The sequence below is a fragment of the Paenibacillus sp. FSL H8-0104 genome (genome assembly GCF_038050215.1).
GTDB classification, from domain to species: domain Bacteria; phylum Bacillota; class Bacilli; order Paenibacillales; family Paenibacillaceae; genus Paenibacillus; species Paenibacillus amylolyticus.
Genome location: NZ_JBBOTC010000001.1, coordinates 2911576 through 2928132, shown reverse-complemented (window position 1 = coordinate 2928132; position 16557 = coordinate 2911576). Strand labels below are relative to the sequence as shown.

At 44.1% G+C, this 16557-nt stretch carries 12 protein-coding genes; 5 read left to right on the top strand and 7 right to left on the bottom strand.

Annotated elements, in window-relative coordinates; genetic code table 11:
* Nucleotides 1-83: 83 nt before the first annotated feature.
* The 4 genes from NST38_RS13300 to NST38_RS13285 all read right to left on the bottom strand — a co-directional run bounded on the left by NST38_RS13300 (nucleotide 84) and on the right by NST38_RS13285 (nucleotide 5224).
* Nucleotides 84-2051 (bottom strand): AraC family transcriptional regulator, encoded by a 1968-nt coding sequence (locus NST38_RS13300; protein ID WP_076249544.1) that lies wholly within the window; start codon nucleotides 2049-2051, stop codon nucleotides 84-86.
* A 286-nt stretch (nucleotides 2052-2337) separates the two neighbouring features.
* Complete coding sequence (yidC, locus tag NST38_RS13295; protein ID WP_076249545.1) at nucleotides 2338-3225, bottom strand: membrane protein insertase YidC; 888 nt, start codon at nucleotides 3223-3225, stop codon at nucleotides 2338-2340.
* A complete protein-coding gene (locus tag NST38_RS13290) occupies nucleotides 3162-3512 on the bottom strand; it encodes a hypothetical protein (RefSeq protein WP_235193801.1) in 351 nt (116 codons plus the stop codon). The genes yidC and NST38_RS13290 overlap by 64 nt, the downstream gene beginning before the upstream one ends.
* Before the next feature lie 92 nt (nucleotides 3513-3604).
* Nucleotides 3605-5224 carry a DUF4153 domain-containing protein gene (locus NST38_RS13285; protein WP_076249546.1) on the bottom strand — a complete coding sequence of 540 codons (1620 nt, stop codon included), beginning with the start codon at nucleotides 5222-5224 and terminating at the stop codon, nucleotides 3605-3607.
* A gap of 134 nt (nucleotides 5225-5358) precedes the next feature.
* Here NST38_RS13285 and NST38_RS13280 point away from each other — a divergent pair, with 134 nt between their 5' ends.
* Nucleotides 5359-7149 (top strand): ABC transporter substrate-binding protein, encoded by a 1791-nt coding sequence (locus NST38_RS13280; protein ID WP_076249547.1) that lies wholly within the window; start codon nucleotides 5359-5361, stop codon nucleotides 7147-7149.
* A 61-nt stretch (nucleotides 7150-7210) separates the two neighbouring features.
* On the opposite strand, the gene NST38_RS13275 is transcribed toward NST38_RS13280, so the two are convergent.
* Both NST38_RS13275 and NST38_RS13270 read right to left on the bottom strand, forming a co-directional pair.
* Nucleotides 7211-8563, bottom strand: a complete 1353-nt coding sequence (locus tag NST38_RS13275) for an FtsW/RodA/SpoVE family cell cycle protein (RefSeq protein WP_076249548.1) — start codon at nucleotides 8561-8563, stop codon at nucleotides 7211-7213.
* Nucleotides 8560-8895 (bottom strand): PadR family transcriptional regulator, encoded by a 336-nt coding sequence (locus tag NST38_RS13270; protein WP_074094807.1) that lies wholly within the window; start codon nucleotides 8893-8895, stop codon nucleotides 8560-8562. Before NST38_RS13270 ends, NST38_RS13275 begins: the two co-directional genes overlap by 4 nt.
* A gap of 278 nt (nucleotides 8896-9173) precedes the next feature.
* Between NST38_RS13270 and NST38_RS13265 the strand changes: the two genes are divergently transcribed.
* The 4 genes from NST38_RS13265 (at nucleotide 9174) to NST38_RS13250 (ending at nucleotide 15207) form a co-directional block, all read left to right on the top strand.
* Complete coding sequence (locus NST38_RS13265; RefSeq protein ID WP_101313961.1) at nucleotides 9174-9758, top strand: AAA family ATPase; 585 nt, start codon at nucleotides 9174-9176, stop codon at nucleotides 9756-9758.
* Between the two features lie 309 nt (nucleotides 9759-10067).
* Complete coding sequence (locus NST38_RS13260; protein ID WP_180361770.1) at nucleotides 10068-12107, top strand: serine hydrolase; 2040 nt, start codon at nucleotides 10068-10070, stop codon at nucleotides 12105-12107.
* 128 nt (nucleotides 12108-12235) lie between these two features.
* Nucleotides 12236-14575 (top strand): sensor histidine kinase, encoded by a 2340-nt coding sequence (locus NST38_RS13255; RefSeq protein ID WP_180361769.1) that lies wholly within the window; start codon nucleotides 12236-12238, stop codon nucleotides 14573-14575.
* Nucleotides 14572-15207: a response regulator transcription factor gene (locus tag NST38_RS13250; RefSeq protein WP_341343978.1), complete on the top strand. Its 636-nt coding sequence runs from the start codon at nucleotides 14572-14574 to the stop codon at nucleotides 15205-15207. Before NST38_RS13255 ends, NST38_RS13250 begins: the two co-directional genes overlap by 4 nt.
* A gap of 134 nt (nucleotides 15208-15341) precedes the next feature.
* On the opposite strand, the gene NST38_RS13245 is transcribed toward NST38_RS13250, so the two are convergent.
* Complete coding sequence (locus NST38_RS13245) at nucleotides 15342-16295, bottom strand: sugar phosphate isomerase/epimerase family protein (protein WP_101313957.1); 954 nt, start codon at nucleotides 16293-16295, stop codon at nucleotides 15342-15344.
* Between the last annotated feature and the right edge of the window lie 262 nt (nucleotides 16296-16557).

Genomic DNA, 16557 nt, shown 5'->3' with positions numbered 1-16557 from the left:
ACGAATATGGATAGTAACGTCCATAAATTCGACTGGTCATGTTTGAAAATTTGGAGTGCTCAATTAAAATTTCGTTTTAACTCTTATTTAGCTAATGCCAGCAATTGACTAACAATATAATCAATCAATGCACTGGAAGTCATTACGTCGGTGGACCAAGATAGCGAAGAATCTACCTTTACGATCCGATCATGTTGCACAGCAGGTATGGCATTCCACACTGCATTATCAGAAGCAACGTTTCCATCTCCTAAGAAGATCATATAATCCCCAGAGTAAGCGGGTAATACTTCCATGGAGACATCGCCCCAATATTTATCTGCATCGATAATATCCGTTTGGACTTTTGAAGGTGCCTGCAATTGAAGTTCATCGTAAACAAGCTCGCCAACGGCATGCTTGGCTCCAGCTATGTAGTTACTTTTATCACTGAATTCTCCAACCGTAATCGTTACATCGGATAGGCCCGCATTCTGAAAGGCTAGCTTTGCTTCTTCGATTTTTCCGGAATAAGCATTCAAAACATCCTTAGCCTCTTCCTGTTTGTTCAAAACATCGCTAATAAATTGTATCCGCTCTTCTGTAGTCATATCACCATAGGGAACATAAATGGTCGGGGCAATTTTGGATAAATCATCATACGACTCATCGCTCCATGCCAAAATGATAAGATCAGGCTCAAGCGTCATGATATCTTCCGGCTCCATGGCTACTTTTATGGAGTCTGTAATCTGGTTAGCATAAACAGGCTCTGTCTCCCCCCGTGCAGCTCTAGCCACACCTAAAGGAGTTACACCTAGGGCTACGACATCACCAACCAAATAATCAACTACAACTCGCTGAGGGTTATTAGGTACCTCAACATCACCCTTAACTGTGGATATCGTTCTGGTCTGCGAGACTGCTTCTGAAGCTTTTGTCTCCGAACCTTCCTGTTGTGTCGCCTGCTGTGTCTGAGCAGGTGTTGTATTTGCCGTTCCCCCATTATTCGCTGGCGTCCCCGACGTACATGCCGTCAATAAGAGCATCATGCTTATCGCCGCCGCCAAAATCATTTCTTTACTTCTTAATGTTCCAAACATCATTGATTCCCCATCTCTATAAGTCTTGACTAGACTCGCTAGTTCCCTCTCATCGTAAGGGAGATGAGAATCATTATCAATACCATCAACCTGCATGGATAGTGCGTTTATTTTCCGATAATCACTTGGTGTCATCTTGTAATGCTTCTTAAACATGCGGAACAGGTTTTTCTCATCTGTGAAACCAGCTCCCGTTGCGATTTCTTTAACCGTCGCTTCTGTATGTTTCAAATCATGACAGGCTGCTTCAATCCTTCTCTGAATGAGATACTCCTGTAAGTTCATCCCTTCCCTTTTTTTGAACAACCGCGTCAATTGTCCACCACTGATCCCAAACATATCGGCAATTTGTTGGAACATAATCGGCTCCCTGTAATGTTTATCGAGATATACCTTGGCAGAACAGGCTGGATCTGGCTGGAGATACCGAATCTCACCACCCTCCAAATCCCTGTACACCTCATGAATCAATTGATATAAAAAACTTTTGGCCTGTAGCTGATCCATCGCCTTGCCACGTTTCCAGCCATTCATCATCCGTTGGAACCAATCGCGTAGCAAGATAGGATTACTTGGCGTATAACCAAACTGTTGAACAAATGGATTCACTTGCTCCAGTAATTGTTGCAGATGTTTCTTGAAAAAGAGAGGTGATTCTGCTCTGTAAAACACCATAAATGTCTTCACCATTTCCTCTTTAGGTGTAATACTGAGCAGGCTCCCCTTCCCGCCGTGAACTAAACCGAAGCGTTCCATTGCAAATGTGGTTTCATTCAGTTGGATTTGCGCTTCTCCCCCATATGCATAGATAAACATGCTACTAGGTATTTTATATTGCTCCAACGGGTATTGGGACGCTACATTCTGAAAGCGTACATCTATTAATGTAATGATCGAACGTGTCCAGATACTGGCCATCATATCAATCATCTCTGGTGTAAATCCCTGTCTTGCTTCTTCCTCTTGCATCTACCCGCACTCCTCGTTTCACTTTTTCCAATGTATACATCACTTAATAATTGATATTGATTATCAATATCACATTTGATCAGGTAAGTATATATCATTAAGTGATATTGGGGAACAGGCAGTGGACGTTATGCTTTCCATCCGCTTTCGTAAAAAACTAAAAAGGAACACCTGAGAGTATAAAAAGAAGCCTGATCCATATGGATCAGGCTTCTTCATTATGTTTTTTGTATTTAACAAGATTACGTAGTCACCATGTTTCTCTTGTCACCTGCGACCAAATTTATTAAGACTTTGCAGGTTTCCGAGAAGGTTTGGCGGAGCTGGATTTTTTATTCTTTTTCTTACTTACTTCCACAACCACAGGTTCCTGTGGGTGTTCCACCGGGTACATTTTACGGAACAATAATGTCTGTAGTACCAGGAACGAACCCCCAACGGTCCAGTAGAGCGGCATTGCTGCCGGAGCTGTAAGAGAAAAGAATGCCATCATCAATGGGGAGAGATATCCCATGATGGCGAACTGTTTTCGCTGCTCAGGCGCCATGTTGGCTTGTGATACCTTAGCTTGAATCAGATATATGACCGCAACCACCACAGCGAGTACGTAGTCCGGCGCTCCCAGTTTGAACCACAAGAACGAGTGGGAGGACAACTCCGGTGTAAGTCGGATGGCTGTGTAAATACCTGAAAGTATAGGCAACTGAATGAGCATCGGCAAGCAACCAATGTTCAACGGATTAAACTTATGTTTCTTGTATAGCTCCATCGTTTCCTGAGACAGCTTTTGCTTATCAGCAGGATCATTTTTGCCTTCATATTTTTTCTTGAGCGCATCCATCTCGGGTTTCATGACGTTCATGATGACTCGTGTTCCCTGCTGGGACTTGGCTTGACGCATCATCAAGGGCAACAATGCTAAACGAATGACCAGCGTAATCACGATAATCGCGACCCCGTAGCTTCCGTTAAATATCGTGGCAATATGCTGAATCAGATACGACAGTGGAAATACAATGTAGTGATTAAAAAATCCCGGTGTCGATGAAGTAATCTCCGACACGTTGTTGCTGCATCCGGCAAGCAGCATGACTGCAAACAAAATGGCAATCAGGCCATAGATCCGTCCCTTGCCCGAAGTAAAAGTGAATCCCTTGTTGGTCTTATGTTCCATATATATCCTCCTCGTTGATTTGTTGACCAATCGTTCAACGAGGAATGACAATCTGGTTCATCTTCATCGGGCGCTTCTCTTCGTCTAATCATGCGGCTCCAGTCTTCCTGTCTGTGCTGTCTGTCCAAACACAGGGCGGGAAGTACAGGTTCAAGTCCACCACCGGCGCCACCTTCCATCCAGTACTCTGTCATGCCACAATGAAGATGGGCAATATAGGCATAACTGACGGTGAAGATGAGTCCAATCGAGAATAAATATGGTAATAACTCCTGCAGTTCAAACAAGGGATTCACCCCCTTTATAGGTTAGTTTTTATATTATAACACTTACATATTGCTTTTGCATAAATCCGTACGTGAAAACAACTACTATTCAGCTATTCCGTTCTCAATTTGGACATTTCTAGCTCAGCTCGGTGTCTTGCCACGTTATAAGAAGGCCATGAACGATCTGATGCATCCACGTCCAGGTAGGCTTGACGTTCCAGCATTTCCCTCTTGAGATCCGGATACTCCTCCTGAGCAAACTCTCGAAGTAACGGAACTGCATCTGCCGACAGACTTGCCAGATAGGTTGCATCAATATTGCCAGTCTGATGATAACGTTCTATGTTCAGCTCGGCAATCCGTTTATCCATGCCCACATAGTTGACAGCAACATATGCAGTGAGCGCTAGCACAATATACCAGCGGATCAGCGGTATTGACGTGTAGCGTATACGAAGGCCAGCAATCAGCAACAGGAGTGCGAGGAAGATCATGAATGCGTGTACCAGGAAGCGGATGTACGTATATCCATATGCCTGCTCATACAGATTCAGGCGCATAAACGCGGAATACAACATAATTGCTGAACAACTGACCAGAATCAAGAGAAGTACCTGATGCACGATGGAACCCGTTTTGCCACTCGAACGGGTATACTGCAAAGCAACAATAAGAATAAAGAAGTTAATACCTGTGACGAGAATTAACTCTGCGAATCCACTTCTCGCATAATCTGCGTAAGACAGATCTACCGGAAGATGCCCCTCTCCTGCACCAAACAGATACGAAAACTGTACAAGTACAAACAAAACGTACACACAGTTAATGACAATCAACATCGTCCCCACAATGATGGGGTCCAATCTGAATGGTTCCCGCTGAACCGGAGTGCGTTCGGGCTCGGGTGTAATCTTATTGGTAACCTTACCTTCAGTGGCCGGGTCCACAGGAGAGAATATATAGGTGTGATCACGCTTATCAACCGTGGATGCTGCTCCATTTTTCCAATGTGCATTCGCTCTCTTCTCTGCCTCATATTGCATTGGCTGTACAAATCCCCATACATAACCGAACAGCAATACACCTGCGATGACAATCCAGATGATTCTTGGTATCCCTGGAGTAAAAGCCAATTGATTCAGCCACTCCGGAAAACCGGCTAAATACTGATCAAAGACCCCGTCAGCAGAGGACAGTAATGCAACGACTACAATGAGGATAGGCAAGGACGCCACAAGACCAATGAGTACTTTGAAAACAACTGTTTTCTGGGATTTGCCCATGCCACGCCCGCCTGCTCTCACAGCAATAGCAGCAACAGTCCCCCAATGACGTATGGCTTGAGGTAGCAAGTGGTCAATAGCCGTACCAATCAAGCCAATCTCCCACCACTGCTTCTGTTTTCTGCCCATCAGATACGTCATATGTAAGATAACTACGCCAGGTATGACCAGAAAATTAAGAACATACAGCAGTTCATTGTCGTATAACAGAAACGTTAGCGACAACAATAGCACTACAGCCGCTACAAAAGCATCAATGAACTTGAAAGACCTCATGCGATCCCTTGCAAACAGATACATGAACACATAAAAGAGAATTACAAAGATAGGATACGATACGCCAATCTCATTACCATAGAATAAATACTGGTGAATGATCGCCAACATCCATGCAGACAGTAGCGTGATTAGAGCGCGTTGCGGTGAAGCCATTATTTTATCAATCATGGGAAAAACCTCCATTAACCTTTCTATGCTATATTCTAGATGATAAAATAGGAATATAAATAGAAATTAAAATCGACAAAACTTCTTATTTTAGAGGAATACGTCAGAGTTCACCTCCAGGAGGGAATCAACACTTGAAATTACATCAGCAATATCTGCTGTTACATCGTCATTACGGTCACCATACAGAACATGAACTTACACTCGCCGATCTCGCTGAGTTGCTAAATTGTACACACCGCAATACGTTAACGATTGTCAAAAAGATGGTTGCACATGACTGGATTCGTTGGGTTTCCCAGCGTGGCCGGGGTCGGCGCTCTTCACTGACTTTGCTTGTTCCGGCTGATCAAATCGCCGCAGAATATATGATGCAGGCCATGAATCGCCGGGAGTTGCAGGAAGCTGCCGAGCAGGTGAGCGCATTCTCCAGTTCAACAATCATGCAGGATCATCTAAACCAGTGGTTGCTTGGATATTCAGGACATCATACGGAAGCCGGCACTAATAATGAGCAGATTGATACGCTTCGGTTGCCCCTGCGCCAACAGCTTCATGCGCTTGATCCGCTGTACATTAATCTATTAGCTGAATCCTTTGTTACCAGCCATGTCTTTGATGGGTTGGTCCAGCGGGGCGAAAAGGGAGAGATTCTTCCCTGTCTCGCTCATACCTGGGATGTCAGTGCAGACCGAAAGACCTGGATCTTTTATTTGCGAAAAGGTATTACATTTCACGATGGTCAGTTGTTGACGGCCCATGATATAGTGCATACGTTTGAACGGCTGCAATCTACAGATCGCCGGACACTGTACCGTGATGTAAGTAAACAGATTCTATCTATTGAAGCAGTCGATTCCTTAACCGTGTGTTTCCAGCTTAAAGATCCTCATGAATTGTTTTTGTCCTTCCTGACAACAAGTCGTGCAGCGATTGTACCCTCACCAGGAACAAACGAACATAAGATGAAGCATTCGGGTGATGTACATGGGATGCAAAAACCTGTTGGGACGGGACCGTTCAAGGTCACCGCCTGGGATGATCACTTGTGCAGACTTGAAGCCTTTTCATCGTATTTTCAAGGTAGAGCACATATGGACCGGGTAGATATCCTGCAAATTCCGTGGAGTGCCTCGGCAAAAATGGACGATAGCCAAGATATCGAAACTCCGTTCTTTCATCTTGTTCATAATCCGTCTTCGTCTGAGGGTGCAGACTGGACACAGATTAGTGCAGGTGTGATGGTTCATAAATTACTCACATGTAATACGCACAAAACCGGACCGTTAAACGATCCGGAAGTAAGAGCACACCTTCAGTCATGCCTTGCTGGAATGTATAGAGATGACGGACATGCAGGTGACTCTGAAGTCGTGGAGACTGATTTTAGTGCGGTGAATACCAAGAAAGTCCAGGTCCACTTGGAGGGATTTAGCGATATATCGATAAGTTCCGTATCCTCCAGTCCCATCTCCTTGCACATTGCAACCATTCCACAATATCGCAGGGATGCTAAAAATCTGGCGTCCATACTGGAGCAGTGCGGTTTCTCGTGTACCGTCCGTACTGCTACGATGGAGCAGTTCAAAGGAAACCTGCGGCTGGAATCTGATCTGATTCTCTTCTCTCTCATTCGGGACAGGGACGAAGAACTGCGAAGGTATGATCTCTACTCTACGTTATCTGAGCATCTGGAAGATTCTGCTCGTATAACGATCCATGAGATCTTACAAACCATCGTCGCCTCTCCCATCGCTGCGGATCGAACTTGTGAATTAGATCGAATTGAGCAATTTTTGGTTGGTCAGAATTTACTGTTCCATTTATCCGAAAAACCGGTAGAAACCGCTTATCTGCCTTCCGTGCGTGGTCTATCTTTCAACAGCCAGGGCTGGGTAAACCTGCGTCATATCTGGTTTCCGTGAATGCTCGTTAAACGAGCATAATAATACTTTCATTTCAAGATGCGGTAATGATTTTGGATGCCTATGAATTGGTCAGTAGGTCGGCGTCCACCTTCTGCCGTATTTTTTCATTTTTCTTCGAAATAGTATCCTTACGGCGGTATACCCCAAGAAGTAATCCAATCATGGCATATTCAAAGATCAGATGAGTGCCATATCCAATGAAAGGAAAAGCAATGCTGATGATTGGAACCTTACCAGTAATTACTACAAGAGAATAAATCATCTGCAAAGACAATATCGTAGTGACACTCAAGATGATCATGCGACCATAATCATCCCGAATACGAGGGAGTATTTTCACCATACTACTTACAAACCAGAAAATACCTACCAACAAGAGTATGCCTGCAGACCAACCAAACACATCAATAAGCATTACACCGGGAAAATCGAAATAATTACTTTTGATCAGGTCAAACCGTGTATCTAGTCCATTGCCCCACCATCCGGCTGTTCGCACGATATCCATAATCGAATTATACATAAAACCATTTCCATTGGGGTCATCCTGAAGGTTGAACACGACAGAGAATCTATCCAAACGTCTGTATTCATCCATGAAAAGCAACAATATTAGTGACAGACTTCCAGTAGTTATTGCAGCGATGATCATATACAACCATTTACGTGTAATCCAGCCAAATAAAATTACAGATACGATACCAAACAATAACATGCGAACCCAATCCGATATTTGAAACAAGAGCACTGCCGGTAATGCCACCATTGCAATGTAACTTAGTATTGACTGTATACTACAACTTGTTCGAAGTTTATCCAGCATAATTGCACCTATGGCGAGAGGCAATATCCACATTGAAACCGTGGTTACATCAAGTACAAAGCCGAATGGTAATGACAAGTACCTGTCTACACCATTGTAGGCTGAAGATAGCATCGGATTGATCCACAACAGGGCATTGAACAAAATATAAATCCACCAGGCAGCTTTTTTCCATTTGCGGTAATCAAAGAAAATAAAGAAAGACATCATCATTAATCCAACAACGGTGTTTTTCACATGATAGCTGTATAAATATTGATATCTTGCTTGTGTCGTATTAGTCGTAAAAATCCACATCAGTATCAGACTGATTGTAGCCAAGACAATGATTCCAGACACTATGCCCCAATGCATACGATGGCGATGCAATCGGTGCATACTCTTGCCTACGACAGCGGGATCACCCATCTGTTCAATGGCATATGCAATTGCTTCTTCCTCTGTATAACCTTCTTGTTTTTTATCCAAAATCATCTCTTCCATGTGGTTTCCCAACTCATCACGCAGGTCGTTATGTACTTCGCGAGCTTTAACCTGAACACACATGTGATCAAGATAATGCTGAATTCGCTTATGTCGATTTGTCATGTCAGGCCTCCTTCCCCAAGCACCCGATCCACAGCTCTACGGAACATATTCCATTCTGCTTTTTTACTTTGTAAGGCCTCCATGCCCTTGTCACGAATCGAATAATATTTCCGTTTACGACCTTCAACCTCCATCCAGTACGACTCTACCCAACCTTCAATCTCCATAGCATGCAAAATGGGATATAACGTGCCCTCTTTCAGATTAAACACACCCTCGGATTGACGATGTAGTTCCTTGATTAATTCATATCCGTACAACGGTCGTTCCTGAAGCAGGGTCAGAATCAATGTTTCGGTACTGCCTTTAATCATTTGTTTGTTAACCTGCAACGCGCTCACTCCTTCCTTTTCAATTCATTTAGCAAGAGTTTTTAGATTTCGAAAAATACATTTTTAAATCTCTTCTTTTCACATACATCGGAAACCTATGCATAGAACAACTAGGTATGATATTACCTTATCCTTCCTTTTCTGTCTAGCCAACAAGCTTCTTTATTTATGTTAAAATAAACAAGTCCTTTCATTTTCTAATGACGAATCTATATATTTGTGTATTTTTCATTTACATATCCTATTTTTTGAATCTAATTAAAGGAGGCATTACATTCATGAGCAAACTAATTTTCTTTCTCGGTGGGGCCGGAAGTGGCAAGACCACACTAGCCAAAGCCCTTTCCCGTAAACATAAAGCTGCTTTCTTCGATATGGATATTCTGCTTCGTCCCGCGGCTGAGGCGATCATGACCCTTCAGGGACTTGATCCATCCGACCGAGATTCACCTGAATACAAAAGGTTGTGCCGTGATCTTGGGTACCGCATTACGATGGACGCCGCTCTGGATAACGTTCAGTTGGGTATCGATACGATCGTTGTGGGGCCATTTACCAAAGAAATCGTTACCCCTGACTGGATCGAGCAGGAACTCGCACATATTGGACGTTCTCTGAAAGATACGGATGTGCGGGTTGCCTATATTTATCTTGAGAATGAAGCGTTGTATCACAAACGGATCACAGCGAGACAATCCCCCCTAGATGAATGGAAGTTAGCTAACTGGGATGCCTTCACAGCTTCTCTCGTCCGTAAAGAAATAGCCTGGCCCCTCCCTGCTTCATCCGTCGCTTATATTGACAATTCCAGTGATGATCCTGCGATTGCCTATGCTGAACTTGAACGACGGATGTACGCGTAGTTTTATAAAATCTACTTCCCAATTCCTTTGCACGATGTCGCTTTGCATGGAAAATAAGAAGACAAAACAAAAAGAGGTATTTGTCGAGACCCCCGTTGGGTCATCATGACAAATACCTCTTTTCATATATTCAAGATTATTCAAAACTCACTCTTCATCCTCCACAATTGCGGGATCACGCAAAAAGGTTTGCGGAAGTCCTGCCATAATAAGTGCGTACTACGGAATCGCCATTACATTCAAACTGATAGATTATAGATGTACTTAAATGAAAGAGAACGAACATATCTCAACTCAAAGGAGAATTTCATGAAATCTCACGTAGCAACATGTCCAACTCGACAACAACAACACAGCTACAAATCAAATCCTAATTGGAAACGTGCCGTAGCCAACATCCTCCTGGTTGCATCTCTAAGTTTCACCACGATGACCAGTGTATCAGCTGAAAGCAGTCTCCCCCTTCATCAGGTAAGTCCTCAGGAAACTGAATCGTTCATCAATCAATTCTTCGCCCAACCTGAAGTGAAGTCTGCTCTGAAAGGTGCGGTAGTCACCGTTGTTCACGATCAACAGATCGTTTTGAATAAAGGATATGGTTATGCCAATGTGGAAAAACAAATCCCCGTCGACGCCGACTCCACTCTATTCCGTGTAGCCTCCATCTCCAAAACGCTGACAGCAACCGCTATTATGCAATTGACCGAGCAAGGTAACGTAAAACTTAATCAGGATATCAGCGCATACACAGATGGTCTTAATCTGACCAACCACACCGGAACAGCGTTAACATTGGAACATCTAATGACCCACACCAGCGGGTTTGATTTCACAGATGCAGCAACTATACCCAGGGAGTTGAATCATTCTTATCCGCTTGAGCAATTCATCCAAGACAACAAACCGTCCGTTGTTCGCAATCCAGGAGAAGTTTTCCGTTACGACAACTACGGCTATGCACTCTTGGGCTACATTGTTCAGAAACAGTCCAAACTTCCGTTTGAGACTTATGTACAACAGCATATATTCAACCCCCTTGATATGTCGGATAGCCATTTTACACTAAGCAAAGACACGCTGAGTAAACTCGCAACTCCTTATGGCGCTGAAGGACAAGAGCTTCCGCAATATCCCAATATACCGGACAGCTCCCCTGAGGGCGGATTAATTACAACTGGACGGGATATGGCCCACTTTATGCTTGCGCAGCTCAATCAAGGTTCGTACCAGGGTGCACGTATACTAGAACCGTCATCCGTCCAAGCGATGCAAACGTTGGATGTCTCCATACACCCGGATATACCTGGAACAGGTTACGGATTCGAATCCACCTATTCGCAGTATAATCATGGACGTAAAGTCGTGAGTAAAGCAGGCGATCTTGACGGATTCCACTCCAATCTGTGGCTGTTACCTAACGAGAAGACTGGACTATTTATCGTCTCCAACAGTGATGGACCAGATGTGCGAGAAGCGCTTTTCCAAGCATTTATGGATCATTTTTATCCGAGTAATGAGGTCCAAGATGTCAATTATAGCGTACCCGAGTCTTCACTTCGTACCTATGAGGGACTATATCGGGATATCCGCTTGCCCGCATGGTTGTATGATATTTCAGCAACAGAGAAAGGTCTTCAGGTTATAGATGCTTATGGCACTCACACCTTAACCCCCGTTAAGGACATGCTGTTCATGGATGAGGACGGAAAGCTTGCTGGTTTCAAAAAAAATCAGTCAGGTGAAATCACGTATTTCTATTACAACAAGTCAGATAGCTGGTCCGAGAAATTGCCAGAAGCCAGGCCTTATGAAGATGTGCCAGAAGACCATCCCTATGCTCCGTACATCTATCGCTTAACACAGATTGGCCTGTATCCCCAGGATCAATCCCTATTTGAACCAGAGAAGCCTGTAAGTCGTGGGGAGTTTGTAACACAGGTTGTGGGCATAAGCGGGATGTCCATTTCAGCTCAATCTCCAAAATTTAAAGATACCCAATCTAGTCCTTATGCCGCCTACATTCAGACTGCCCTTGAACTGGGCATTGTACAAGGTAATACTCGTGGATTGTTCCATCCCGAGCAAGCCATAACAAGGCAAGAGGCCGCGGTGATCATATCAAGAACGGCACAACAACTCCTTGGCGCACCTGCCGTAACTGCCGATCTCATCGGTTCACAGGATCGCTGGGCTGAAGAAGGTGTCCAGTTTGTAGTTGCTCTAGGTCTCTACGGTCCTGAAGTATCTGTATCCAGCACCGGTGCTGTGGATTATAGATCGAAGCAGCCTATGCTCAGGCAGGAATCATCAGTTTTGATGTACAAAATGTTAGGCACTCTGCTACATTAACATAGAGTGATGCTCGGCAAGCCATGTCATTGCTACATGGCTTGTTTTTCCACTTCATTTTACCAATGATGCATTTTATAAGAACGGATGATTTTACCATGCGACTAGGACTCTCATTACATAGATTCATGAAAACTAAATTTAATTTCGTGTGGTTTGTAACGATGTTGTGTTTTATACTGACAGCCACGTATATTCATATCTCTTCATTTATGAATCCTTATATCGGACTTTCGTTGACACCAAATGCCTCCAATTCTTGGGCAGTACATGATGTAGATCCGCAAGGTTTAGCTTATACATCCGGGATTAGATCAGGTGACACCGTTATCTCGCTGGAACCCGAAGGAGGAGTCCGCTTACTCCATCAAAAAGGTGTATTCTTAGTGACTGAAGCCTACACCATCGGCGTTGAGAATTCTCATGGTCAGGCATCCCAACATACAATGAAGCCTGGACCACGTGAATGGTTCAACATCGGCTTCTCATCCATAGTAGAATTATTGCTATTGTTGACCGGAACTTATGCCTTGTTTAGCCAACCGGGTTCACGAGTGATGCGCCTGTTCTACCTCCTTAACCTGTCCATGGCCATATGTATACTGACGATATACACATCCCAGTTGCCTTTATCCAATTATATTCTGGCCTTATGTGCCGCATGGTTACCTTACTGTCTAACTGCTTTTTATGTGTCTTTTGTGTTCCGTACCCACCTGCATCGTTTCCGGTGGTTACTATTCATCAGCAGAGGTATTGCAGTTGCCTACTCTACTGGCCTTGCCTTTCTGTACATCAAGCAGTGGATAATGACCGTTGTTCAGTTCAATCAAGGCATTACTACCGTCAGTACTCCTGTTGCACCGTCTGGTCCAACCAATCTGCTCAACTTTATTCTTTGTGCAACCCTTCTGATCTTAATCTGGATGACATGGGTTAATCGTAAAAGCTACAATCGCAAGGAGCAGAACCAGCTTTTGCTCATGTTAACAGGAATTATTTTTAGCCTGATTCCCTTCATTATCTGTTTTGCTATTCCAACCCTGCTTCAAGGTGAACCATTATTGCCTGTAGAGTACACATTAATTGGATTTCTGCCTTTATCATGGATGTTCACTTATGTACTTGTACAACGGAGTATGCTTGACCTCAAACTGGTTATGCCAAGATTGATGATTCATGGACTATATGCTTTAATCGTATTTTTACTGTTTCTGGCTGCTTCTCACCTGCATTCGTTAATTCATATCAGCTTGCTGTTTGTCTCGTTTTTGCTGATCACTTGGGTGTATCAGTACACGCTCACCCGCTCACGCAAGAAAAACAAACTTAACAAAGACTGGTTGGAACACCAGCAACTCCGGTTGACTGTGCGAATGGCTGAGCAGCAAAACATGCGGGACATGATTCACGTGTTTGCCGAGATGTTCCACAAGATGCTGGATATTGAAGGTGTAATTGTCATATGGATTGATGATAAACACAGATATTCTCAGGAAGGCACAGGGATTTTTGCTTCCATTCAGAATATCGATATTCAGGCGTTGGATATTGAAGTTTTACGACAGAAAGTTGATTTGGCGCAGGTTTGGGAGCTGTCAGGTGAACCCACCACGGAGACGATAGGATTTCTGGGCATTGGTCACAAAGAAAATCGCACCCTTTTTTCAGCAGAAGAGCAGGATATCATTGATAAAGGCAGGCTGGAAGCGATTCGAATGCTCGTCAATGGCAGACTCTTATCCGATCTGCAGAAGCGATACGAATACCGTGTAGACCAGACAGATCTTCATGAACACCAGATACGCCGCCATCGGCAGTTCAATGATATTATGATGGAAGCCCAACAGGCAGAGCGTATGAAAACCTCTTATTTCCTTCATGATCAACTGCTTCAAAACCTGATTTTCCTGTCTCGTGATTTGGAGGAATTACACGATACCGGAGAGACACATAAGGATCAAACGGCTGTTTGGCTGGAGTGCCTGTATGCTTCCCAGAGAGATATACGCCAATTGTGTGATGATCTCTACCCTCATATTATGGATCGAAGTGATCTTGAGGAAGCGTTGCAATGGCTCATCCGTACACTTCAAATGCAAAGTGGCATCAGAATGGAACTAAACTACAACGCCCTCTCTGAAGAGTTGAAGCACGAACCTCTGAAGTCCAACGTCTTTCGGACGGTCCGCGAACTCATTATGAATGTGATGAAGCATGCACAGGCGTCGTTTTGCTCCATTCAGGTACATACAAGGGATACTGACTTGATTCTACAAGTAGAGGATGACGGCTTGGGGTTTAATGTTCATACCACATTTGATACTGCAACAGGGCACTTCGGTTTGATATCCATACAAAGCAGCATTCAGCATCTCGGTGGAGAATTCACCATACATTCCAGTCTTGGCAAAGGAACCTCAATCAACATCCGTTTGCCTTTAACCAAAGGAGCAACTGAACAATGAACGAGCCAATCACAGTCGTACTACTTGATGATCACCCCCTGGTCATGGAAGGTCTCAACAACCGCTTAAACCGCGAACCCGGCATACAGGTACTGAAAACATTCAGCGATCCATTACTTTTTTTATCCGAAGTAGAGGCGTTGCGACCAGATGTTGTTGTGATGGATATCCGCATGCCCCAGCTTGACGGGTTCGAGGTTGTGAGAAGATTGAAAGATCAATACGGGTTATCCGTCAAAATTATATTGTTATCCGGATACAACTATCACGAATTCCAGTTAAAAGCTTATGATCTGGGCGTCCATGCCTACTTGTCGAAACAAGCAACGTATGGACAGATTATCAACGCCATTCACCAAAGTATGTTGGGACATGTTCTTATTCCAGAGACCATGTTATCCCCTAATCTGGAGGAGTCTCTCACAGCAACTGAACGGGAAGTACTTAACCGCATTGCACTGGAGATGACCAATAAGGAAATTGCACAGGATCTGGCGATCAGTCAACGTACAGTGGAGTATCATATAACCTCTATTACACAGAAATTTGGTGTTAAGTCCAGAATTGGTGCTGTAGTCAAAGGCTATCAGGCAGGGATTCTCGGTGACGTAACACTCCCTGAGAAACGCTAAAGCATGGAACATTTTACGAGAACAACAAAAGAGCGGCAGAACACCCTGTAATGCAACTTGAGGTTTGTTCTGGACTGCTCTATCTGTTGGTTTACTTTCCTATAAGGTGCATTCATGCTTGATGCGTGTGCTCCCTATCCGCGCTGACGTTCAGCAATACGAGCCGTGATTATTCCATGACTCTCATCAATCTCTTCCGGTGTGCACGCGGCTTTCAGCTCATATACTTTCACCGGAGAACGGTCGATAATATCCAAAAACGAATCAAAAAATGTCATGTCTTTACTATGGATGTATGGACACCAATGATCTGATAACCCTACGGTTTCATGAATATGCACGCCAACCACGTGATCAATCAACGCGTTAGCCTGACGTACATTATCGTACAGCCCCATTCGATCCATCATCATGCCGTGACCAATATCGTACCAGAGACCAAGCGGCGCGCCCTTCATTTGTCCAATAATCGTTCCCGCTTCGTTCAAAGTCGGCATCTGATAACAGCGTGAACGGGTCTCAATACCGAAATTCACCCCGTATCCCCGCTGCTCCGACAAGTTACATACCTCTTCCAGACTCTCCTGAATAAGGCTCAGGTAATGTGCGCTGCCATCTTCCCGCTTCTCCAGCATCTCTTGCCATAAAGATTGATATGCCGATGAATCCGGTCCTTGATAGTGGTATATCTTTTTCAACGCTTCATCTATATTATATTCAAACGGAACCTCACCGGGATGTACAACGACAGCCTTGGCCCCATAACGATGTGCGTACTCGGCTGAGCGAAGTAACAGCTCAATCGCCCGTTTGCGGCGTGGTTCATCATCGAACCCGAGCAGGACGGAATCCGTCCCGTAATCTGGATCAGCCACATGTGGAAATGTATTATGCACACTGGATACACCGATCTCTCCCCGTTCAATCATCGGTTCTATCGTCTGCAGCATCTCTTCCGTAACGTTGTAATTCAATTCCACCTGTCTGAACCCAAGAGACTTGATCTCTTCAATCATGCCTTGTCCGGTCGTATGACGTTTGATATTCCAACATGTTGAAAACGAATATTCCTGCTTGTCCGTATACATGATTGGTCCTCCTGTCTCTCATTCTATCGCCCATTCATATTCCATTTATCTCTATCTATATAAGTTGAACGAATAAACTTTACACTAGATCACTCCAATTGCAGTACCATCTTCCGATCGCTGTTATCCCCAGATTTTTTTGATCCCCTTCTCCAAAGGGAAAAATCCGGTGATAGCTTATGCTTCCGATGCAGCTTTCTTGCAGAAAGCTTTCAGGCGAACGCTCCGCTTCTTCAGATCGGTTCTCCACTCTTCGTTCTCG

Coding starts and splice junctions, on each gene's coding strand:
- NST38_RS13255 (WP_180361769.1), top strand. CDS start 12,236: ATGAAAACTAAATTTAATTTCGTGTGGTTTGTAACGATGTTGTGTTTT.
- NST38_RS13275 (WP_076249548.1), bottom strand. CDS start 8,563: ATGACAAATCGACATAAGCGAATTCAGCATTATCTTGATCACATGTGT.
- NST38_RS13260 (WP_180361770.1), top strand. CDS start 10,068: ATGAAATCTCACGTAGCAACATGTCCAACTCGACAACAACAACACAGC.
- NST38_RS13300 (WP_076249544.1), bottom strand. CDS start 2,051: ATGCAAGAGGAAGAAGCAAGACAGGGATTTACACCAGAGATGATTGAT.
- NST38_RS13265 (WP_101313961.1), top strand. CDS start 9,174: ATGAGCAAACTAATTTTCTTTCTCGGTGGGGCCGGAAGTGGCAAGACC.
- NST38_RS13250 (WP_341343978.1), top strand. CDS start 14,572: ATGAACGAGCCAATCACAGTCGTACTACTTGATGATCACCCCCTGGTC.
- NST38_RS13245 (WP_101313957.1), bottom strand. CDS start 16,295: ATGTATACGGACAAGCAGGAATATTCGTTTTCAACATGTTGGAATATC.
- NST38_RS13285 (WP_076249546.1), bottom strand. CDS start 5,224: ATGATTGATAAAATAATGGCTTCACCGCAACGCGCTCTAATCACGCTA.
- yidC (WP_076249545.1), bottom strand. CDS start 3,225: ATGGAACATAAGACCAACAAGGGATTCACTTTTACTTCGGGCAAGGGA.